This window comes from Vibrio casei (assembly GCF_002218025.2).
GTDB lineage: Bacteria > Pseudomonadota > Gammaproteobacteria > Enterobacterales > Vibrionaceae > Vibrio > Vibrio casei.
Window position 1 is genome coordinate 1,059,261 of the sequence record NZ_AP018680.1, and the last position, 20,821, is coordinate 1,080,081.

Annotated in this window: 17 protein-coding genes, 3 tRNA genes and 1 other RNA gene; 10 read left to right on the forward strand and 11 right to left on the reverse strand. The window is 40.3% G+C overall.

Translation table 11 applies throughout. The annotated features are described in order from the left end of the window. Positions 1 to 34 precede the first annotated feature (34 nt). Positions 35 to 991, forward strand: coding sequence for a glutathione S-transferase family protein (locus tag VCASEI_RS05120; protein ID WP_089110476.1), 957 nt, complete (start codon positions 35 to 37; stop codon positions 989 to 991). Between the two features lie 123 nt (positions 992 to 1,114). On the opposite strand, the gene VCASEI_RS05125 is transcribed toward VCASEI_RS05120, so the two are convergent. The 6 genes from VCASEI_RS05125 to VCASEI_RS05150 all read right to left on the reverse strand — a co-directional run bounded on the left by VCASEI_RS05125 (position 1,115) and on the right by VCASEI_RS05150 (position 6,713). Continuing rightward, on the reverse strand, positions 1,115 to 2,440 hold the full coding sequence (locus tag VCASEI_RS05125; protein WP_086959948.1) for an anaerobic C4-dicarboxylate transporter: 1,326 nt from the start codon (positions 2,438 to 2,440) through the stop codon (positions 1,115 to 1,117). Positions 2,441 to 2,642: 202 nt separating this feature from the next. Next, complete coding sequence (locus VCASEI_RS05130; protein WP_089110475.1) at positions 2,643 to 4,025, reverse strand: 8-oxoguanine deaminase; 1,383 nt, start codon at positions 4,023 to 4,025, stop codon at positions 2,643 to 2,645. A gap of 159 nt (positions 4,026 to 4,184) precedes the next feature. Then, positions 4,185 to 5,744 (reverse strand): nucleobase:cation symporter-2 family protein, encoded by a 1,560-nt coding sequence (locus tag VCASEI_RS05135; RefSeq protein WP_089110474.1) that lies wholly within the window; start codon positions 5,742 to 5,744, stop codon positions 4,185 to 4,187. 492 nt (positions 5,745 to 6,236) lie between these two features. After that, positions 6,237 to 6,321: transfer RNA gene (locus VCASEI_RS05140), tRNA-Tyr, on the reverse strand. 101 nt (positions 6,322 to 6,422) lie between these two features. Next, positions 6,423 to 6,507: transfer RNA gene (locus tag VCASEI_RS05145), tRNA-Tyr, on the reverse strand. 121 nt (positions 6,508 to 6,628) lie between these two features. Beyond that, positions 6,629 to 6,713, reverse strand: a tRNA-Tyr gene (locus VCASEI_RS05150). Between the two features lie 236 nt (positions 6,714 to 6,949). Between VCASEI_RS05150 and VCASEI_RS05155 the strand changes: the two genes are divergently transcribed. Together VCASEI_RS05155 and VCASEI_RS05160 are read left to right on the forward strand one after the other, a co-directional pair. Continuing rightward, positions 6,950 to 8,032 carry an efflux RND transporter periplasmic adaptor subunit gene (locus VCASEI_RS05155; protein ID WP_086959194.1) on the forward strand — a complete coding sequence of 361 codons (1,083 nt, stop codon included), beginning with the start codon at positions 6,950 to 6,952 and terminating at the stop codon, positions 8,030 to 8,032. Next, positions 8,032 to 11,145 carry a multidrug efflux RND transporter permease subunit gene (locus VCASEI_RS05160; protein ID WP_089110473.1) on the forward strand — a complete coding sequence of 1,038 codons (3,114 nt, stop codon included), beginning with the start codon at positions 8,032 to 8,034 and terminating at the stop codon, positions 11,143 to 11,145. The genes VCASEI_RS05155 and VCASEI_RS05160 overlap by 1 nt, the downstream gene beginning before the upstream one ends. Before the next feature lie 162 nt (positions 11,146 to 11,307). Here VCASEI_RS05160 and VCASEI_RS05165 read toward each other — a convergent pair whose 3' ends face one another. Further along, on the reverse strand, positions 11,308 to 12,369 hold the full coding sequence (locus VCASEI_RS05165) for a PLP-dependent cysteine synthase family protein (RefSeq protein WP_086959198.1): 1,062 nt from the start codon (positions 12,367 to 12,369) through the stop codon (positions 11,308 to 11,310). Between the two features lie 129 nt (positions 12,370 to 12,498). Between VCASEI_RS05165 and VCASEI_RS05170 the strand changes: the two genes are divergently transcribed. Next, positions 12,499 to 12,975, forward strand: a complete 477-nt coding sequence (locus VCASEI_RS05170) for an Lrp/AsnC family transcriptional regulator (protein WP_086959267.1) — start codon at positions 12,499 to 12,501, stop codon at positions 12,973 to 12,975. A gap of 59 nt (positions 12,976 to 13,034) precedes the next feature. On the opposite strand, the gene tesB is transcribed toward VCASEI_RS05170, so the two are convergent. Next, a complete protein-coding gene (gene tesB, locus VCASEI_RS05175; protein WP_086959199.1) occupies positions 13,035 to 13,901 on the reverse strand; it encodes an acyl-CoA thioesterase II in 867 nt (288 codons plus the stop codon). 96 nt (positions 13,902 to 13,997) lie between these two features. Here tesB and VCASEI_RS05180 point away from each other — a divergent pair, with 96 nt between their 5' ends. Beyond that, entirely contained in the window at positions 13,998 to 14,459 is a 462-nt protein-coding gene (locus VCASEI_RS05180; RefSeq protein WP_086959201.1) for a YbaY family lipoprotein, read from the forward strand. A 23-nt stretch (positions 14,460 to 14,482) separates the two neighbouring features. Here the strand turns inward: VCASEI_RS05180 and VCASEI_RS05185 are convergent, their stop codons facing one another. After that, positions 14,483 to 14,788 carry an MGMT family protein gene (locus tag VCASEI_RS05185; protein WP_089110472.1) on the reverse strand — a complete coding sequence of 102 codons (306 nt, stop codon included), beginning with the start codon at positions 14,786 to 14,788 and terminating at the stop codon, positions 14,483 to 14,485. Positions 14,789 to 15,033: 245 nt separating this feature from the next. Here VCASEI_RS05185 and ffs point away from each other — a divergent pair. The 3 genes from ffs (at position 15,034) to VCASEI_RS05200 (ending at position 16,685) form a co-directional block, all read left to right on the forward strand. Then, an RNA gene (gene ffs, locus VCASEI_RS05190) (signal recognition particle sRNA small type) lies at positions 15,034 to 15,130 on the forward strand. A gap of 119 nt (positions 15,131 to 15,249) precedes the next feature. Next, the gene (locus VCASEI_RS05195; protein WP_089110471.1) at positions 15,250 to 15,873 is read left to right on the forward strand and encodes a TnsA endonuclease N-terminal domain-containing protein; all 624 of its coding nucleotides are present in this window, start codon (positions 15,250 to 15,252) and stop codon (positions 15,871 to 15,873) included. A gap of 5 nt (positions 15,874 to 15,878) precedes the next feature. Next, on the forward strand, positions 15,879 to 16,685 hold the full coding sequence (locus tag VCASEI_RS05200; RefSeq protein ID WP_162621023.1) for a hypothetical protein: 807 nt from the start codon (positions 15,879 to 15,881) through the stop codon (positions 16,683 to 16,685). 17 nt (positions 16,686 to 16,702) lie between these two features. On the opposite strand, the gene VCASEI_RS05205 is transcribed toward VCASEI_RS05200, so the two are convergent. Then, positions 16,703 to 18,246, reverse strand: a protein-coding gene (locus VCASEI_RS05205) for an IS3 family transposase (RefSeq protein WP_110957763.1) whose coding sequence is annotated in 2 segments (ribosomal slippage) — positions 16,703 to 17,781 and positions 17,781 to 18,246 — 1,545 coding nt in all. Because the reading frame shifts where the segments join, the coding sequence is not laid out codon by codon here. 93 nt (positions 18,247 to 18,339) lie between these two features. Here VCASEI_RS05205 and VCASEI_RS05210 point away from each other — a divergent pair. Together VCASEI_RS05210 and VCASEI_RS05215 are read left to right on the forward strand one after the other, a co-directional pair. Beyond that, positions 18,340 to 19,392 carry a Mu transposase C-terminal domain-containing protein gene (locus VCASEI_RS05210; RefSeq protein WP_089110823.1) on the forward strand — a complete coding sequence of 351 codons (1,053 nt, stop codon included), beginning with the start codon at positions 18,340 to 18,342 and terminating at the stop codon, positions 19,390 to 19,392. Continuing rightward, complete coding sequence (locus VCASEI_RS05215) at positions 19,392 to 20,420, forward strand: TniB family NTP-binding protein (RefSeq protein ID WP_107928101.1); 1,029 nt, start codon at positions 19,392 to 19,394, stop codon at positions 20,418 to 20,420. The genes VCASEI_RS05210 and VCASEI_RS05215 overlap by 1 nt, the downstream gene beginning before the upstream one ends. A gap of 3 nt (positions 20,421 to 20,423) precedes the next feature. On the opposite strand, the gene VCASEI_RS05220 is transcribed toward VCASEI_RS05215, so the two are convergent. Beyond that, a complete protein-coding gene (locus VCASEI_RS05220; RefSeq protein WP_089110822.1) occupies positions 20,424 to 20,738 on the reverse strand; it encodes a helix-turn-helix domain-containing protein in 315 nt (104 codons plus the stop codon). Positions 20,739 to 20,821 lie beyond the last annotated feature (83 nt).

The following is a 20,821-nucleotide window of genomic DNA, read 5'->3' on the forward strand; positions in this document are numbered from 1 at the left end:
AATAAAGGTAGTGAAAGAATAAAAGGAGATCGTGATGGGTAAGTTAGTTGAAGGCGTATGGCACGATGTTTGGTATGACACCAAATCAAGCGGTGGTAAATTTATCCGTGAAGATGCTGGGTTTCGTGATTGTGTTGAAAATAAACCAGATGCAAAATTTCCACCTGAATCTGGTCGTTACCATTTATATGTATCCTTAGCCTGTCCGTGGGCGCACAGAACTTTAATCATGCGCGAGCTAAAAGGATTGGTTACACATATTAATGTTACTGTGGTTAGCCCTGACATGCTTGAACATGGCTGGGAATTTTCACAACCCGAACCGCTATTTGGTTTTACCAAAATGCATCAAATTTACACGAAGGCCAAAGCCGATTATTCTGGTCGTGTTACGGTGCCTGTTTTATGGGATAAGAAAAACAATACGATTGTGAGTAACGAATCCTCTGAAATTTTACGCATGCTTAATTCTGAATTTAATGATTTAACGGGCAATAACGATGATTATTATCCGGCAGCGTTACGTTCACAGATTGATGAATGGAATGAATTTGTTTATCCGAATATTAATAATGGCGTGTATAAAACGGGTTTTGCCACCACGCAAGAAGCGTATGAAGAAGCTTTTAATAGTCTATTTCGCACGCTTGATAAAGTTGATGCACATTTGGCGACTCACCGCTATTTGGTTGGGGATACTATTACTGAAGCCGATTGGCGCTTATTTACGACACTGATTCGCTTTGATCCTGTTTATGTTGGGCATTTCAAATGCAACTTAAAGCGCATAGCCGATTACCCACATATTCAAGGTTATATGAAAGAGCTATATCAATTTGGTCATGTGGCAGAAACGGTAAGCTTTGAACATATTAAGCGTCATTATTATTTCAGTCATAAAGGCATTAACCCTACTCAAGTGGTACCGAAGGGGCCTGATCTTGATCTAGCGTCAGCACATGGCCGAGATGATGTGCTCGTGAGTAAATAGAAACGTTATCAAGGGAGTTCTAACATTTTTTGACATAAATTTGTTGGATTAAATAAGCCGATCCGTTATATGAAGTGACGATCGGCTTTTTTGTGGGGTATTTAAGCGGTTTTGTTGTTACGGTTAACCCATTAATACGGTTGAGATAAAGTACCCAACCACGGTTGCAGTTGAAACACCCAGAATACCCGGTATAAAGAAACTGTGGTTTAGCACATATTTACCAATTGATGTGGTGCCAGAGCGATCAAAGGTAATGGCAGCTAAATCGGATGGATAAAATGGGAAGAAGAAATATGCATAACACGCAGGAATAACACCAATTAAAACTTCATGAGGTATACCAAGTGAGAAGCCTAGTGGGAACATGATCGTCAATACAGCTGCTTGGCTTTTTAAGAAAACCGAAACGGCAAACATGGCGAGAGCAAATGTCCATGGGTGTAAGCTAACAATACCGCTGATACTGTCGATTAAGAATGATTTATGGTGTTCAATAATGGTGTCACTCATCCAAGCGATACCAAAGATGATGATCACGGCGGTCATGCCAGCAATAAAGACGTTACTGTGGACGATTTTTTTTGGCTCTACTTTGGTGATCAGTAAGATAACGGCGCCGACTGCTAGCATGAGAAATTGAATAGCAACCGACATGCCAACCCCTTTTGGCAATAAGTCTAATGGTTTACCAAACATGGCAACAAATACCACGGTGGCAATACCCAGTAAGAAGACAGTTAATCCTGTTTTGGCTTGTTTACTGTCTTCGATTCTAGCTTGACCCTCGGCTTGCACTTCGATCAAAGCGTCTTTAAATTCAAGGTCTTTGCAGCGTTCGATGAAGGCTTCGTCTTTATCTAAATCTTTGCCTCTAAATAAACTCCAAGTACAGCCGACTAATAACCCGCACATGGTTGCAGGAATTGTGACAAGTAGAACATCAATTAATGAAATATCGAGGTTGTTCGTTGCAGCGGTTGCCATGACTACCGCTGCAGCGGCAGCAATAGGGCTGGCAGTGATTCCCATTTGTGAGGCAACCGATGCCATTGCCATTGGGCGTTCCGGACGAATGCCTTTTTTAATCGAAACATCATAAATAACGGGAAGCAGTGGGTAAACACTGTGTCCTGTTCCTACTAGAACGGTTAATAAATAAGTACAAAATGGGCCTAAAAATACGATTTGGTTAGGGTGCTTGCGCAGTAATTTTTCAGCATAAGCCACGAGTAATTTCAACCCGCCGGTTGCCTCTAGTGTTGCGGATGCTGCAACCACCGCAAGAATGATCAACATAACACTGATTGGTGGTGAACCTGGGGCTATCCCGAAGACAAAAGCAAGAACTGAAACGCCTAAACCGCCCAGTAAACCAAATGCGATTCCGCCGAAGCGAATCCCCGTAAAAATCACGGCTAACAGCAGCAGCATATGAATGTAGAACATAATCCTTTACCTCTAAAGTAGTAATTTAAATTACATTAGCACTGAAGAAATGAAGGGATATTGATCTAGTACAGCTTCAATTGTGTTTGGATTACAAAGAATAATATTTTTTGAAGGAGTGTGAATATATAGGTAGTGAGCGCCTTCATACGTGAGGCGAAGGCGCGGTGTATTATTATTTAACGTCGTTGTACTTTGAACATTAAAGCAGAGTCATCGCCTTTTCGGCTAAACGTTTTGCTGCTGCGCGATGTCGAATGAGTAGGTTTTCTAAATCTAACCCAATGACGTGCCCATCATGCACACGCCAAACGCCATTAATCATGACGCGATCAGCTTGTTGAGCGCCGCACATGATGAGTGCTGCCAGAGGGTCGTGTGAGCCAGAGAAACGAATGTCATTTAATGTGAACATGGCAACGTCAGCTTGTTTGCCCACTGCAAGTGTACCGATATCGGTTCGTCCCATTGCTGCCGCTGAGCCTTTGGTCGCCCAGCGTAACGCGTCAGTGTGACTCACATTAGCAGAGCCGTAACGCAAACGTTGTAAGTACATGGCCATACGCACTTCGCCAATCATGTTCGATCCATCATTTGAAGCGGAACCATCGACGCCTAAACCCACTTTAACGCCTGCCGCTTCTAATTCATTATTTCGGCAAATACCGGACGCCAGCATCATGTTTGATGTTGGGCAATGGCTGATGCCAACACCCGCTTTGCCTAAACGTTTTATTTCTTCATCGTTGAAATGAATACCATGTGCTAGCCATGTTTTATCGTTTAGCCAACCGACGCTTTCCAAGTAATCAACAGGACGGTGACCAAAACGCTGTAGACAAAAATCCTCCTCATCAATGGTTTCGCATAGATGGGTATGCATCATGACATCTTCTTGATGCGCAATGCGGGACGTTTCTTTCATGAGATCGGTTGTCACCGAAAATGGCGAACAAGGTGCTAGCGCGATTTGAGTCATCGCACCATCGTTTCGCTCATGGTATGACTTAATAAGGCGTACGCTATCATCAATGATAGTTTGTTCTGTTTGAATGGTGTGGCGTGGTGGAAGACCACCTTCGTCTTCACCAAGGCTCATCGAACCACGAGTTAAAATGGCGCGAATACCAAGTTTTTTTGCCGCTTCTACCTGAATATCAATCGCGTGCTCCAGCCCTACAGGGATGAGGTAATGGTGATCTGAAGCTGTGGTGCAGCCTGACATCATCATTTCGACTAAGGCCACTTCTGTGGAAAGCGAATGCATTTCTTCATCAAGGCCAGCCCAAACTGGATATAAGGTTTTTAGCCAGTTAAATAGCTCTTTATTTAAAGCATCAGGGTAGGCACGAGTTAAGGTTTGATAAAAGTGATGGTGAGCATTGATTAGGCCTGGAGTGACAACGTGTTGTCTGGCATCAACTACGGTATCAATCCTATAAGAAGGTTCATTATGTAATGCGACAAGCTCTAGAATAGTATTGCCTTGAATAACCAACCCACCACGTGCATCTTGTAGACTGCCGGTGTAAACGGCGAGAGGGTTCTTGATCCAAGTTGTTTGATTATTTACGTTGAATGACATTCATAGTAATCCTTAGCCTACGCATCCATTTCAGGGGAGCAGGTCTTTATTATATTTTAATTAAAATTCAAGCCCACTTTATAAAAGAGGTGCGGCTAGTTTGTTTAAAAGACAAGAATAACGCTTGAATATTACAACAAGCGTTATCTTATCTTGAGCTTATTTGATGGCGGTATTAGGCGTTAAATTAGATTGACGGTCATTGGTCTTTTTTTCAGACTGATTCTCATCGGTGTATTCACTCGTACTATTTTTATGCACATCGAGTTGAGCTTCATTTTGCATGACTTCTAACGCTTCAATTCGCATAGCTTCAATTGTGGCAATGGCTTTTGAAATTGTCGCTTTCGATTCCATTACCTTGGTCGCTGCAGTATGTGCAGTTTCATCACGAGTCATTTCAGCTATTTCTAATTTTTTTACTGCCCGTTCCTCTTTATGATTTTGTGGAAGAATGAGATGTAAAATAATGGCGATCAGTGTGCCCGTTGTAATTCCTGAGTGGAAAAACTCTGCCACCATATGAGGTAAATGCTGAATTAATCTTGGCTCGATAGTGACGGCAAGTCCAGCGGCTAAACTGACACAAATGATTAATGCATTACGGCGAGTATCTGCCGCTTTTATTAACATGCGAATGCCAGCATAAGCGATCATGCCAAACATAATGAAACCGACACCGCCTAATACTGGTTTTGGTATGGTTACTGCGATTGCGGCGAGTTTAGGGAACATTCCTCCCAGAATTAATAAGCCACCTGTTGCAGCAACAACATAGCGGCTTGCCACACCTGTTATGCCTACAATCCCTACATTTTGGCTGAATGAAGCAAGTGGCATTGCAGTTAACATGGAACCAATCGTACTGGCGATACCGTCGGCTAAAACACCTTGTTTCAAATCTTTACCACTTAAATCCTTTTGGCAGTTGGCCGCCAAAGCCATGAAATCGCCTGTTGCCTCTGCAACCACAATAATATAAACCAAACAAATACTTAAAATAGGTCCCCAGGCAAAGGTCATGCCATACTTGAACGGCTCGGGACCGGCAACCCATGATGCGTTAGACACTTGATCAAGATCGACCATGCCCATGCTAAGTGCTACTAAATAACCTCCGACAAGGCCAATTACGATTGCAGAAGCTGCAATAATACCTTTACAATACACCGAGACTGCAATCACGATTCCAAGAGAGATGATGGCAATGAACAATTTTGGGAGCGTTGCAAAATCGGCACTGCCTTTTGGGGCGTCACCAATCCAATTCATGGCAACCGGTAAAATAGTCAAGCCGATTAAAGTAATGACGACCCCGCTGACCACATCTGGAAAAAGTTTTTTGATTTTGTCCATAAAAAAACTGGCTAAAATCACTAAGAATGAACCGGCAAAAGCGGCGCCCATTACGCCACTCATACCATCATTTTTACCTATGGTAATGAGTACGCCAAGAAACGCAAAACTCGAACCCATTACAACAGGCAAACGTATTCCAACAGGGCCAAATCCAAAACATTGAATAATGGTCCCAATCCCAGCAGCAAGTAGTGCTGCATTAATCAAATCGGCAATTTCAATGGCAGGTAGCCCAACCGATGCGCCTACAATCAAAGGAACTGCCACAATACCGCCTATCGATGCCAACATGTGCTGCAGCGCAAGAAGTAGAGTCGTGCTCATCGGTGGTCTTTGGTTCAATGTGTACATAAGCTTCATGACATTTCCTTATTTGTCTATTCCACTATTGTCTATTCCATTAGGGAGTGTGCTTCCTAATCCAAGAGTAATCAGCAGTGATTGATATAATTATTTTCTGCATTTATGTAGGTATAGAAGTTGTTTAACATTGTTGCAACAATATTGAATACAATGTGTTTTGTAAATTGGTGATGTTAATTTTTGTAACATAGGTCTAATGCGCAATATTTATGCCAATATTTAACAAGGAGAATTTAGGCTTGAAAGTTGAGGTGTTTTGCTTTTAAGTAATTGTATTAAAAGTTTATTTATTTTATTTGGTGCATTCTTTATAATGTGATTTAGTAAAATAAAAACAAGAATAAATGTATACAATGATTTATGTTTTTGTATTTATTTTATTGTTTGATAAATTTGTAGAAGTGTGAGGTTGAGTATATTGCAGGCGAAAAAAAACCAGCGTTATCAGCTGGCTTTTTGTTTCTTACTTTGAGTAAATAAGAGAGATAATGGTGGAGGGGGACGGATTCGAACCATCGAAGGCGGAGCCGGCAGATTTACAGTCTGCTCCCTTTGGCCACTCGGGAACCCCTCCACAAATTGTGTTTGTTCATCTCAAATATAAATGGCTTTGCTTTATATCTAGAACGCTTGTTCGTTACTAAATATCATAGTTAATAATGAGCAAGTGAATAATGGTGGAGGGGGACGGATTCGAACCATCGAAGGCGGAGCCGGCAGATTTACAGTCTGCTCCCTTTGGCCACTCGGGAACCCCTCCACAAATTGTGTTTGTTCTTCAATAATGCTTACTGACCTGACTTTAACTTTTCCGTTAAAGTGTAAGTATCTAGAACATCTTATTAATGTTTAAAAGGAATAAACACTAGCAAGTTAAATAATGGTGGAGGGGGACGGATTCGAACCATCGAAGGCGGAGCCGGCAGATTTACAGTCTGCTCCCTTTGGCCACTCGGGAACCCCTCCACAAGTGCGGGGCAGATAATAGCAAACTCTTAAAAGCTGTAAAGGGATTTTTTTAAATAATTGATTGAGTGCTGAGTTTTCGAACAAATGCGTGTTGTGGTGGTATTTTATTGAACAAATTGATAGAGAATTAAGTCAATAATAAGCAATTTTCTATTCCTTATTATTTACATTGCTTTACGCTCATCAACGATTCTGCTGGTAGAATCGTTGAAAAATACAAATGGATTGGTGTCATGAATAAAAACATTCTCACTTCGTTGGGACTAGCTTTCTCTTTTTTCGTTACTTCTTCTTATTTAGCTAGCGCCGCCACACCGGAAAAAAGTATCGGCATACCTTCAATTCCGGTTAGTGCTCAGCTGGTGGAAGCGCATGATGTGCAACAAAGCCTAATATTGGTCGCTAAGTTGGTGGCACAAGAGTCTGTGCAGATTCGGCCAGAAGTATCTGGGCGTGTTGAAAGAATACTGGTTCAATCGAATCAAGCGGTGAAATCAGGACAAGCGTTACTCACATTAGATAGCATCAAAGCGAAAGCAACCTTGAATGAAGCCCGTGCTTATTATAATGATGAAAGACGAAAAGAAAGAGAGTACGCGAGCCTTGTTAAAAAGAATGCCATTACGCAAACTGAGTTAGATGCGCAGCGTGCGAGCGTTGATATAGCAAAAGCGCGCTTTGATGTTGCCACCGCCGATCTTGCCTACCTCACTCTTAAAGCTCCTTTCACTGGTACTATTGGTTTTATTGATTTTAGTAAAGGTAAAACAGTGACTGAGAACGAGGATCTGTTTACGCTCGATAACCTCGACAATATGCGTTTAGATCTTCAAGTACCTGAAAAATATTTATCACAAATTTCTGTGGGTATGGCGGTGAATACAACAAGCCGAGCTTGGAAAGGGCAACTGTTTCCAGGGAAAATTACTCATATTAATACCCGTGTGAATAGCACGACACTGAGTGTGCCAGTTCGTCTTGATATTGTTAATTCAAATCATACCTTAAAACCGGGAATGTTGATGTCGGCGACCATATTATTCCCCGCTATTCACAAACCTATTATTCCTGTTCAAGCGCTAGAGTATTCTGGCACCAAACGATTTGTGTATGTGATTATCGATAATAAAGTGGTGCGTACCGAAATTGTGCTGGGTGCTCGTATTGAAGATAAAATCGTCGTCGAATCTGGGCTAGGTATTGGCCAAAAAATTGTCACTAAAGGTTTAGTGAATATGCGTGATGGTTTAAAAGTTCATATTGTTGAAGATGACAAGCTTGAGCTTAACGCTTCTGATGATTTAGGAGCCGAGTAATGTGGTTATCTGATGTGTCAGTGAAACGCCCTACGGTCGCGATTGTATTTAGTCTGTTGCTTTGTGTTTTTGGTTACGTTTCCTTCACTAAATTGGCTGTTCGTGAAATGCCTGATATTTCTAACCCTGTGGTGACGGTGTCGACAACTTATGATGGTGCATCTGCTAGCATCATGGAAAGTCAAATTACGACCATACTAGAAGATCAGTTATCGGGAATTAGTGGTATTGATGATATTTCATCAGTGTCACGAAATGGTAGCTCACGTATCAATATTACTTTTGATTTAGGCTATGACTTAACGACAGGAGTAAGTGATGTACGTGATGCGATAGCCCGAGCTCAACGAGGCTTACCGGATGAAGCCGAGGATCCTATAGTCTCTAAAGATAATGGCTCAGGTGATGCCGCTATTCACATCAACCTCACTTCGACCAAAATGGATAGAACGCAATTAACTGATTATATTAATCGGGTTTTAATTGATCGTTTTAGCCTTATTTCAGGAGTGAGCTCGATTGATATCAGTGGTGGCTTAGACAAAGTCATGTACGTCAAGCTTGATCCTAAAGCGATGGCAGGGCTTGGGGTGACAACCTCTGATATTTCAGGTGCACTTAATCGTGAAAACGTTGAAAATCCAAGTGGTGAAGTGCGTAACGATACGACGGCAATGACCGTACGAACTACTCGTAATTACCTGACAGCGGAAGATTTTGATTATCTCGTGATCCAAAAAAGCAAAGATGGATACCCGATTTATTTGAAAGATGTCGCGCAAATTTATTTGGGCGCTAAGAACGAAAGTTCAATGTATAAAAGTAATGGCCAGGTTGGTGTGAGCATGGGCATTATTACTCAAACCGATGCAAACCCACTTGAGGTTGCTCTGCATGTGCGTAAAGAAGTCAACAATGTTCAGAAATTTTTACCGGATGACACTACGCTAAAAATTGAGTATGACGCCACCGTATTTATTGAGCAATCGATTAGTGAAGTTTATAACACCTTGTTTATCACTGGTGGTTTAGTGGTATTAGTACTGTATATTTTTTTAGGCCAAATGCGTGCAACACTAATTCCGGCGGTGACCGTTCCGGTTTCGCTTATTTCTGCTTTTATGGCGGCTTATTATTTTGGCTTCTCGGTTAACCTGATTACATTGTTGGCATTGATTTTAGCCATTGGATTGGTGGTAGATGATGCCATTGTCGTGGTTGAAAATATCTTCCATCATCTTGAAAAAGGCGAGCCACCTTTGCTTGCTGCCTATAAAGGCACCAGAGAAGTCGGCTTTGCGGTGATGGCGACCACATTGGTATTGGTGATGGTATTTCTTCCTATTTCATTTATGGATGGCATGGTTGGGCTATTATTTACCGAGTTCTCCGTATTACTCGCGATGTCCGTGATTTTCTCATCGCTTATTGCATTGACACTCACCCCCGTACTTGGCAGTAAATTATTAAAAGCGAATATTAAACCAAGTCGTTTTAATCAGTGTATTGATAATGGCTTTAAGCGAGTTGAGTCGGGTTACAAACGTTTGTTGACGAAGGCTATTGCTTGGCGTTGGATTGCCCCTATTAGTATTTTAGCGTGTATTGGTGGCAGTGTATGGTTAATGACATTAGTCCCTAGCCAGTTAGCGCCTAAAGAAGATAAAGGCGTATTGTTTGCTTTTGTTAAAGGGGCTGACGCCACCAGTTTTAACCGCATGAGTGTTAATATGGATGAAGTGGAAAACCGCTTGCAACCATTGCTAGGCAAAGGGATTTTAAAGTCGTTCAGTGTCGATGCTCCTGCTTTTGGTGGGCGAGCGGGGGACGAAACAGGCTTTGTTATTATGGTACTGGAAGATTGGGGTAAGCGTGATGTCTCGATACAACAAGCACTGCAAGTGATCAGTAAAACATTGTCAGGAATTCCTGATGTGCAGGTAAGAGCGATGTTGCCCGGATTTCGTGGTGGTTCAGATAACCCTGTTCAATTTGTTTTGGGGGGGGCTGATTATAAAGAATTAATGCGCTGGGCTGAGTTCTTGCAACGTCAAGGTGAACAAAGCGGCATAATCACGGATGGGGATTTAGATTACTCAGAGAAAACTCCAGAACTGGTTGTAAGCGTTGATAAGCAACGTGCCGCGGAACTGGGTATTAGCGTGAGTGATATTGCAGATACACTAGAAGTGATGTTAGGTGGCAGTACGGAAACAACTTATTTAGAGCGCGGTGAAGAATACGATGTTTATTTACGGGGGAATGAAAATAGTTTTAATAATGCCTCTGATTTGAGCAAGATTTATCTTCGCACTGATAATGGCGAATTAGTGACGTTGGATACGGTGACTAAAATTGAAGAAATTGCGTCAGCGAACCGTTTATCTCATACCAACAAACAAAAATCGATAACCTTAAGTGCCAATGTTGGCAGTGCTTACACATTGGGTCAGGCTCTGGATTATTTAGATCAGCAAGCTATCGATAACCTTCCGAGTGATATTACCGTTTCATATAGTGGTGAATCTAAAGATTTTAAAGAGAATCAGTCAAGTGTTTTGATCGTTTTTGGCCTTGCGTTATTGGTTGCTTATTTAGTGCTTGCCGCTCAATTTGAAAGCTTTATTAATCCATTGGTAGTGATGTTTACTGTACCCATGGGGGTATTAGGAGGCTTTCTTGGGTTGTATTTCATGGGACAAGGCTTAAATATTTATAGCCAGATAGGTATGATTATGTTGATCGGCATGGTGACTAAAAATGGCATTTTGATTGTCGAGTTTGCCAACCAACTTAGGGATAAAGGCATTGAGTTTGAAAAAGCCGTTATTGATGCTTCAGCGCGTCGATTACGCCCAATCCTCATGACGGCTTTCACGACGATTGCGGGTTCCCTACCTTTGGTCTTTTCGACTGGAGCCGGTTATGAAAGCCGAGTGGCTGTGGGTACTGTTGTGCTATTTGGTATGAGCTTTGCAACATTAGTGACGCTTTTTGTTATTCCTCAAATGTATCGACTTATTTCCGTGAAAACACACTCACCGGGTCATATAGAAGCTTTACTTGAAAAAGAACTCGATCGCGATGTGAAAACCAGACCTGGGCATGGTTAGGTAATAAAATATGAATAAAAGATATGGCTAGTTGAAAATGAATGTAGAGCCACATTAGAGGGACAAAAATAAAAAACTCGCCTGCTTACTAAAAGCTAAGCGAGTTTTTAACAAGGAAGAATGATCCGGTCATTAGTCCTTTGTATTTTTATATCATTCACTCTATTTAATATGAGTAATGGCTTGCAATCTTTCAAGGTAGGGTGTTGTTGGCTCTGGAATATTGTGATTAACCCATTCAGAGTTGTAATGGCAATTTAAATATCGTTCACCACTATCACAAATGAGCGTCACAATAGATCCTGTCTCTCCTCGTTGAATCATTTCATCGGCAATATTTAGAACGCCGAATAGATTGGTGCCAGTTGATGGCCCGACTTTACGCCCTAATATTTTTTCTAACCAATGAATCGTGGCAATACTTGCAGCATCTGGAATCGTGCGCATTTCATCAATAACGCCTGGAATAAAGCTAGGTTCTACACGTGGGCGGCCAATGCCTTCAATTTTACTACCAGACTCTAAAGTCAGGTTTGTATTACCCGTTTTATAATAATCGTGAAAAACAGAGTTCTCAGGATCAACCACGCACAATTGAGTTGAATGTTTTTGATAACGCAGAAATCGCCCAATCGTGGCCGAAGTACCACCGGTGCCAGCACTCATGACAATCCAAGATGGAATTGGATGGGGCTCTCGGCTCATTTGACAGAAAATGCTGTCTGCAATGTTGTTGTTTCCACGCCAATCGGTGGCTCGCTCAGCGTAGGTAAATTGATCCATGTAGTGGCCATTTAACTCTTCTGCTAAACGACGAGATTCTGCATAGATTTGATCGGATCTTTCGACCAAATGTGCTTCACCACCATAAAATTGGATTTGTTCAATCTTTTTAGTGGCGGTTGATTTCGGCATAACGGCGATAAAGCGCAATCCTAATAAACGTGCGAAATAAGCCTCGGAAACAGCTGTGCTACCAGAAGAAGATTCAATTACGGTTGTTTCAGGGCCGACCCAACCGTTAGACAATGCGTATAAAAATAAAGAACGAGCAAGACGATGTTTTAAAGAACCCGTTGGATGGGTGCTTTCATCTTTCAAATAAATATCAATACCAGCTAGATGGGGTAAATCCAACTTAATTAAGTGTGTGTCTGCTGAGCGTTGAAAATCCGATTCAATCTTTCCAATGGCTTGGTTAATCCAATTTCTATCTACACACATGGCTCTCTTCCTATAGGCATTCTCATAATGAGAATAATTTACCTGTAAACTTGGAGAAAAAGTTTGCTAAATAGCCTATTAATTGCTTTTATTGTAGAAAGTTATTCTCTTATTGTGAGTGTGTGGGTGATGAAATCTGTCAATTTGGACCGAATAGATAAAATTCTGCTTACATTGCTGCAACAAGATGGTGCGATGTCATTGCATGATCTGTCAGAAGCGGTCAACTTAACGACAACACCATGTTGGAAACGTTTAAAGCGATTAGAAGAGCAGGGGGTTATTGATAAACGGGTGGCGTTACTTAATCCAGAAGCGCTAGGGTTATCTTTTGTTGCTTTCGTTTTGATTAAAACGAATGATCATTCAAATGAGTGGTATCAAAAATTTGTTAATACTACTTGCGAGTTTCCTGAAGTAATGGAATTTTATCGCATGGCAGGGGAATATGATTACATGATGAAAGTACTTGTTTCAGATATGAAATCGTTTGATGCTTTTTATAAAAAGCTGGTGAACAGTGTGGCAGGCATTTCAAACGTGACTTCAACATTTGCGATGGAATCACTTAAGTATACGACCGCTTTGCCGATTACATCCTCGTAATAACCAGCCAGTGAAATGATCACTGGCTTCTGTTACTTATTCTTTTATAGATATCGTCGTTATTGATTTCTAAATCGCATCACACCTTCTTGAACGGCGGTGGCGACTAGTTGTCCTTGCTGATTATAAATTTCGCCTCTTACCAATCCGCGGGTATTACTGGTAGTGGGGCTTTCAATCACATACAACAACCATTCATCCATTTTAAACGGACGATGAAACCACATGGAATGGTCAATGGTAGCCACTTGGAATTTAGGCGTTAATAGTGATACGCCATGTGGGAATAAGGCCGTCACTAAAAAGCCCCAATCAGAACCATAACCTAATAGGCATTGGTGCAAAATGGGATCATCAGGTAGCTGCCCGTTTGCTTTAATCCATAAATATTGTTTTGCAGGGAGCTTTTCAGGGTTCAGTGGGTTATTGACAACAACAGGGCGGACTTCAATCGCTTTCTCGCCACAAAAGGCTTTTTGAATGTGTTCTGGTAAATACTCAGCTAAGCTTTCGGCAAGTTGAGATTCTGAGGGTAATCCTTCAGGGCCATGCACATTCGGCATGGTGACCTCTTGATGATCGAATCCTTCATCATCACCTAAATAAGACGCTGTTAAGTAAAAGATAGGGCGGCCATTTTGAATGGCTTTGACACGTCTTGTTGAAAAGCTTTTTCCATCACGTAATTTTTCGACATCATAGATGATCGGTTTAGTGATATCTCCAGGATGTAAAAAATAACTATGAAAGGAATGGACGGTACGATTCACATCAACTGTGGATCCTGACGCAGAAAGAGCCTGCCCAATGACTTGACCACCATAAACCTGCGGTAATCCTAAATTTTCACATTTGCCACGAAATAGACCAACTTCTAAACGTTCAAGTTGGTGAAGCTCAAGTAATGCTTGTAATTGTTTGCTCATCAGACCTCCGTAATGTATTGTCAATTAATAGCTTGAGTAGCCTAATATTACAAGAGCAGACGCGGTTAACTCAGTGAAAACAAGATAAGGAATACTATGAAAAAGTCATTATTGTTATTTTCATCAATAATTTTAGGTGCGTCAATGTCTGGTTGCATCACGACACAAGCGAATGATACAAAGATGGCCTCGACAGAAACCGAGCAAGCAGGTAAACCAGTTATGTTAGAAAGCGTATCTGGAACATTAGCGTACCGAGAGCGTATTGCATTACCAGAAGATGCGGTAATTTCAGTCACGCTGGAAGATGTTTCTATTGCAGATAAAGCGGCAGATATTATTGCTACAGACTCTTTTGTCGCGGGTGGCAAGCAAGTTCCATTTGCATTCAAGTTGGATTACGATGCGAATAAAATAATTCCAAACCATACTTATGCGGTACGCGCTAAAATTGCAGTGAATGGTAAATTACGATTCATTACTGATACTCGTGAAACCGTTATTACGGATAAAGATAAAACTCAGTCAGTTAAGTTAATGCTAATAGGCGTTAAATAATTCATGATTGTTTTCTGTGGTACTTACTCTGGGTGCCACAGATATTGCTTTAAGCTAATTTTTCCTAACCCAGACACCTCAACCCCTTCGTCTACGAGTTTAGTTTTCTGTCGGAGTAAATCATTACCTTTCAATGATATTTTACCCTGACTATTTACCACGCGGTGCCAAGGTAAAGTCGACCCTTCAGGTAAATGACTCAAAGCCTTACCTACATGTCGCGCATAACCGGGGTAACCTGCCATTTTAGCAATCGTGCCATAGGTGCTAATTTTCCCTTTTGGGATTTGGTGAATGACAGTAAATATTTGCATATGGAATTCGTTCATAGAGATTACTTAGATATCCAATTTAATTGGGTAAATATACCCAATTTTATGTGCATGAAAAACATTATCGTTATTATTTTAAACCGTGGCAGAGGATAGATATTTCTGTTTATTTATTAGAATTGTTGAAGAACTAAGCAAACAAACCATTAAGGAAGCAAGACGGTTGCAATTGAAACATTTATCCTAGATAATCCTTTCCATCTTAAAGCAAATTGTTGCTGATAGAGCAAAATCAATGGAGGCCCTGGTCCTCCCGCAATACTAGTTCGTGAACTTGGTCAGATCCGGAAGGAAGCAGCCACAGCGAATGACGTGTGTGCCGGGATGTGGCTGGGGCTTCCACCTACCTGATGTTTGAAAAATAAGTCTGCATAAATTGCAAAGAAGTTTGCATATTTGCAGGATAAGTCTGCATAGTCTACTTTTAGTTGTAAGTTTACAACAAAATGGACTTCGGCATGTTTGATCAAACTAAAAAATCCTCCCACGTTCATAACATCTCAAAATTTATGAGTTTGAAGAACGATGCTGTAGTTCGCACTATGTCGATGCTTGAATTCGATATGTGTTTTCATCTTGAATATTCCCCTGAAATTCAAAGCTATACTTCCCAACCTAATGGCTTTTATTACGAATTCAACAATCGTCAGTGTCGATATACACCTGATTTCAATATTGTTAACTCAAATGGAGATGAGACATTTATTGAAGTCAAGCATTCATCAAAAATCTATGATCCTGACTTCAGACGACGTTTCGCTTCCAAACAACAATTCTCGCTTGAGCAACTCAATAAAAAACTCATTTTAATTACTGAAAAGCAAATCCGTATAAACCCTATTTTGAATAATCTCAAGTTGTTACATCGTTATTCCGGTTTACAAACGATCTCTGATATTCAATACGCTATTCTTGATGTGGTTCGAAATAGCGAAAGAATACGATTACATGACATATCTATGGTTTTAGGAATTACGGAGTCAGAAGCTTTATCTGGCACATTGTCGTGGTTATCCCAAGGGAAAATTCAAGCAGATTTAAAGTCTGGTGAAATATCGTTAGAAACCCATGTTTGGTGCTAATGCTTATGGACTTTAATAGTAATGATGGTTTTTTCGATGAATTTAAGTTGGATGAAACTTCAGAGGATAGATATGTAGTTGAAAAATCATTAGAAGTAGTTCAGTTTGCTCCTAAAATTTCAATCGATTCTTACCCACTATCTATACAAAATGAGATACAAAAACGCCTTTCTTATATCCGCTTTGTCAATGCACGGATTAATGGTGGTTGGACTCAAAAAAATTTAACGCCGATATTACGAGAGGCATCGCAAAGTTTGCCTTTACCTGCGCCAAAATGGAGAACATTGGTTAATTGGAAAAAAGCTTATTATGAATCAGGAGAGTTAATTCACGCGTTAGTTCCTAGGCATAAAGGTAAGGGTAATCGAGAGAAAAAAAATGATTCAGAAAAGTATGTGTTAAAAGCTATTAATGAAAAATACTTAACAAAAGAAAGAGTTAGTGTTTCTGACACTTATGCCTATTACAAGTCGCTGGTTATTGTCGCTAATAAATCAATAGTTTCAGGTGGTATTCAACTATTAAGTAAGAGAACGTTCTACAATCGTGTTCAAATGCTTCCTCCTTATGAAGTTGATGTAGCTCGCTTTGGAAAGCGAATAGCTGATAGAAAGTACCGTTCAGTAGGTCAACAGATACCATGTACGATGCCAATGGAGTATGTTGAAATAGATCATTCACCGCTTGATGCTATTTTACTTGATGACAAAGGTGACATACCGCTAGGACGGCCTTATTTAACTATTCTTTATGATCGTTTTAGTAAATGTGTTGTTGGGCTAAGTGTAAACCGGTGTTTGTCAAACTAGTTGTCGCGATCACTACGTTATGCACTCTCAGCCTTGACACTATTTTGTTCAGGGTTTAAGTACACTTCTTTTGGTAAATCCCAATTACGGATATTACCGCTCCAGCGCTCAGGGTGAGCATCTTTAGCACCTTGATAAACTTCTTTTCTATTAGCCAATATGTCACCCGCTAATCCTGAATGCCTTTGATGTGGGCTGACGTATTTGATGCCACTATGTTTGTGGTTAAAATTATACCAGTGGCTAAATTTCAACACCCAACTACGCGCCTCATCAATTGTTGAAAACCCTTTATACGGATAGTCAGGGCGATATTTACACGTTTTAAATATCGACTCAGCATAAGCATTATCATTGCTCACCCTAGGACGATTAAAAGACGACACGACACCTAAACTATAAAGTGTTTCAAGCATTGATGAGCCTTTCATTGGGCTTCCATTATCCGAATGCAGTACCAGAGGATTATCTTTAACTCCTTCTTTTAAATGAGCTTTCTTAATTAATATTGATGCATTTTCTGCTGATTCGTCATCATGAATTTCCCATCCAACAATCTTTCGACTAAATATATCGAGTATCAAATATAAATAAAAATGCAGCCCTTTAGCGGGGCCTGGTAACCAAGTAATATCCCAACACCACACTTGGTTTGGCCCTGTAGCACAGTGTGTCGTCGGTACTTTTCTCTCTTTTATCTGACTACGTCCGCGAGCGTTTTGCTGTTTTTCTTCATGAAGAACACGATAATATGTTGATTCAGAAGCAAGATAAATACCCTCATCTGCTAATGTAGGGACGATTTGGCTTGGTGGTAAGCTCTTAAAATCATCGCTATTAACGATGGCTAATATGTTATCTCTCTCTGCTTTTGATAGCTTATTTTTTGGCTCAGGGCGCTGAGATATTGGTCTACCATCTGTTTTTATGTTCCCGTCAACAGTCCAACGTTGATACGTCCGGACACTGATCCCAAGTTCACGGCAAGCTTTAAACTTTGGCGCACCAGAACTCACAGCTTCATTAACTAGTTTAACTGCTTGAATGCGAGCTGAGTCGAGGATCATTCGTCCTCGGCTTCCCCCCAGATCGCATTTGCTTTTTTTCTTAACACCAATAGTGCTGCGGTTTCAGCGAGTGCCTTATCTTTTCGACGTAGCTCCTTTTCTAATTGATTGATCTGTTTTTTATCTTTCTTTGTTTCGGTGGAGAAGGCTTTTTCTTGCTCTTTAACGTTAGCGTTTGCATCTATACACGCATTTCGCCAAGCCGATACTTGTTCCACATAAAGACCTTTGCCTCGGCAATATTCCGCTAACTCAGCTTGATTTAAAGAGGCTGTTTCCAACACGACTGAGAATTTATTTGCTGATGACCACTGCTCAGCATTCTTTCCATCACCTGGCACTAAATGCCCCTTATCAATTGCTTGTTTTCGCCAATTATACAAGGTTGATTCACCAATCCCCATCTCGATTGATAATTGGGCTATTGCTATATTATTTGGAGGCATCATCTTCTGAAGAGCCGACTCTTTGCTTTGCGCTGAATAATGTTTCATTGTTACTCCACGCCCTCTGTTTAATGGTTGAATATTAAGCGCGACAACTAGTCTGACAGAGAGGGAAACTTCCGTGAGCCAAGCTATAATTCTGTGCGCAAAGCAATTTTAAACACGGTCCTACAAAAGGATTGGGTAAAAGAAAAATATCCTTGCATAAAAAATGAATGGCCTTGTAGCGGTAAAATCCAAAATCTGGTTGTTGATAATGGCGCTGAGTTTTGGAGTAATGATCTTGAAGATGCATTACGCCCATTAGTGTCAAATATTCTTTATACCAAAGCTGGTAATCCTTGGGAAAAGACCGGTGTAGAGAAGTTTTTCGATAAGTTAAATAATGGTTTAATTAAGAAATTTCCCGGTAAGACCTTTTCACGCACTGAACAATTGAAAGACTATAACCCTAAAAGAGATGCGGTGGTGCGGGTTAGTGAGTTTTTAGAACTTTTGCATAAATGGATTATCGATCTCTATCATCAATCTCCAGATGCACGGGAGACGGGAATACCTGTCCAACGATGGTATGAATCTAAGTTTCGTCCGTCTGAATATAAATCATCAGAAAAAGAACAGCTTAAAATTGAGTTAGGTCCAGTTCATCATCGAACTATTGGTCTTGGTGGCATTCGTTTATATAACATGAGATATGAATCCAAAGAGTTAATAGAATACCGTAAACAAAATTCATTAGATAATTCTGGCAAGCTTTACGTGAAAACTAAAACTGACCCTATGGATTTAAGTTACATATATGTTTATCTGGAAAATGAATTTCGTTATATCAAAGTGCCAGTTGTTGATAATACAAACTATACCCGTGGCCTAACTTTATTTCAGCATAAAATCGTTGAGAAAGTTCGGCGTTTGAATACACGGTTCAGTGCCGATGAGTTAAGTTTGGCCGAATCTCGGCTTTATATAGAAGAAAGAATCCAAACAGAAACCAATAGAAGTTCAAATAAAAAAAGGCCCAATGTAAAAGTTGGCAGTACGTCAAAACTAGCAAAATATCATGAAGTCGGAAGTGATGGACCAACGACAATTATAGCTTCTCAATCAAATTCTCAGCCACCTAAAAGTACTGAGCAGCCTCTTATAGAGGAAGTGGATTGGGATGATGAATCTGAAGATATCGAGGGCTATTAATGCTAGGACTGACTGAGAAGCAAAAAGCCCAATTGTATAGCTTTAGAACTTGCTTCATTGAATACCCTGAAATCACAGAAATTTATAGTATTTTTGATCGTATGCGGTTAAATAAATCGTTAGGAGGTGAGCAAGAATCTCTTTTGTTGACAGGTGAAACAGGAAGTGGAAAGACAGCATTAATTAATAATTATTTGTCGAAACATCAAACAGTAACAACCTCTACATTTGCATATCAACCTATCTTGAATACTCGTATTCCGCCAAAAGTAAACGAACTAAGTACAATGCTTCAGCTTCTAAAAGACCTCAATACTCAAACAGGTAGTCGAGCCCAACGTAATCGAAATGAGCTAGCGCTAGCTGAGTCAGTTGTAGTTCAGTTAAAGCGAAAAAAAACAGAATTAATTATCTTAAATGAAGTGCAGGAGTTGATAGAGTTTTCATCAGTCAAAGATCGACAAGCCATAGCAAATACATTGAAATATATCAGTGAAGAAGCACAAGTGTCTTTTGTTCTGGTTGGAATGCCATATTCAGAGCTACTTGCAGAAGAACCTCAATGGAATTCAAGACTTTCTTGGAGACGAGAGTTACGGTATTTTCAATTAAGTAAAAATAAAGCACATTTCATAAAGGTTATTAAAGGGTTAGCTAATAGGATGGGTTTTTCAGAACCTCCTGAACTTCATAAAAAAGAGATTGCCATTGCTTTATTTTCGATTTGTAGAGGTGAATTTCGATTACTCAAACATTTTTTAGAAGATGCAATGCTAACTTGTTTTTTGGCTGGAGGAGCAACGGTGAACTTAGATGTATTAGCCGAAACATATCAATTGAAATATGCACAGACAGCATCGAACCTTAACCCATTCTTAAATCCTGAAGGTATCAAAATTTCAGAATTATCGATACCAACAAAGTTCAATCCGTATGCACTAAAGGAAGAAGATAAAATCATTAGTCGCCGCTTCACGGATGCATTACCGTTGAACCTTTTACTCTCAAAGAGTAGTCTTAAAACGTAAGAGTTATTTGTTATGTTGTGCTTTTAATTGATTCATTAATGCTAACTTATCTTCATCTGAGAGCTTATCAACCGCACACACCAATTCCGCACTAATCTCATCTTCACAAAAGAAGTAATGTAAAGGCACGTTCAATTCTTCAGCCATACGACGCAATGTACTGATGTCAGGAATGTGACGTCCTTTTTCATAGTGATTCATTCGACCACTTGCCGAGCTTTGTTCCATACCTATTCTCACCCCCAGTTCTTTTTGGGTGATTTTGGCTTTTTTACGGGCTTCTTTGAGCCTCGCTGGAATTGGGTTGTCTTTTTGCACTTAGGCATCTTTTTTTGTCCTATCGATAACTTAGATTGTCTAAGTTTTACTTAATTTTGTATACTTAGCAATCCTAAGTTTTT

Coding starts and splice junctions, on each gene's coding strand:
- VCASEI_RS05120 (WP_089110476.1), top strand. CDS start 35: ATGGGTAAGTTAGTTGAAGGCGTATGGCACGATGTTTGGTATGACACC.
- VCASEI_RS05125 (WP_086959948.1), bottom strand. CDS start 2,440: ATGTTCTACATTCATATGCTGCTGCTGTTAGCCGTGATTTTTACGGGG.
- VCASEI_RS05130 (WP_089110475.1), bottom strand. CDS start 4,025: ATGTCATTCAACGTAAATAATCAAACAACTTGGATCAAGAACCCTCTC.
- VCASEI_RS05135 (WP_089110474.1), bottom strand. CDS start 5,744: ATGAAGCTTATGTACACATTGAACCAAAGACCACCGATGAGCACGACT.
- VCASEI_RS05155 (WP_086959194.1), top strand. CDS start 6,950: ATGAATAAAAACATTCTCACTTCGTTGGGACTAGCTTTCTCTTTTTTC.
- VCASEI_RS05160 (WP_089110473.1), top strand. CDS start 8,032: ATGTGGTTATCTGATGTGTCAGTGAAACGCCCTACGGTCGCGATTGTA.
- VCASEI_RS05165 (WP_086959198.1), bottom strand. CDS start 12,369: ATGTGTGTAGATAGAAATTGGATTAACCAAGCCATTGGAAAGATTGAA.
- VCASEI_RS05170 (WP_086959267.1), top strand. CDS start 12,499: ATGAAATCTGTCAATTTGGACCGAATAGATAAAATTCTGCTTACATTG.
- tesB (WP_086959199.1), bottom strand. CDS start 13,901: ATGAGCAAACAATTACAAGCATTACTTGAGCTTCACCAACTTGAACGT.
- VCASEI_RS05180 (WP_086959201.1), top strand. CDS start 13,998: ATGAAAAAGTCATTATTGTTATTTTCATCAATAATTTTAGGTGCGTCA.
- VCASEI_RS05185 (WP_089110472.1), bottom strand. CDS start 14,788: ATGAACGAATTCCATATGCAAATATTTACTGTCATTCACCAAATCCCA.
- VCASEI_RS05195 (WP_089110471.1), top strand. CDS start 15,250: ATGTTTGATCAAACTAAAAAATCCTCCCACGTTCATAACATCTCAAAA.
- VCASEI_RS05200 (WP_162621023.1), top strand. CDS start 15,879: ATGGACTTTAATAGTAATGATGGTTTTTTCGATGAATTTAAGTTGGAT.
- VCASEI_RS05215 (WP_107928101.1), top strand. CDS start 19,392: ATGCTAGGACTGACTGAGAAGCAAAAAGCCCAATTGTATAGCTTTAGA.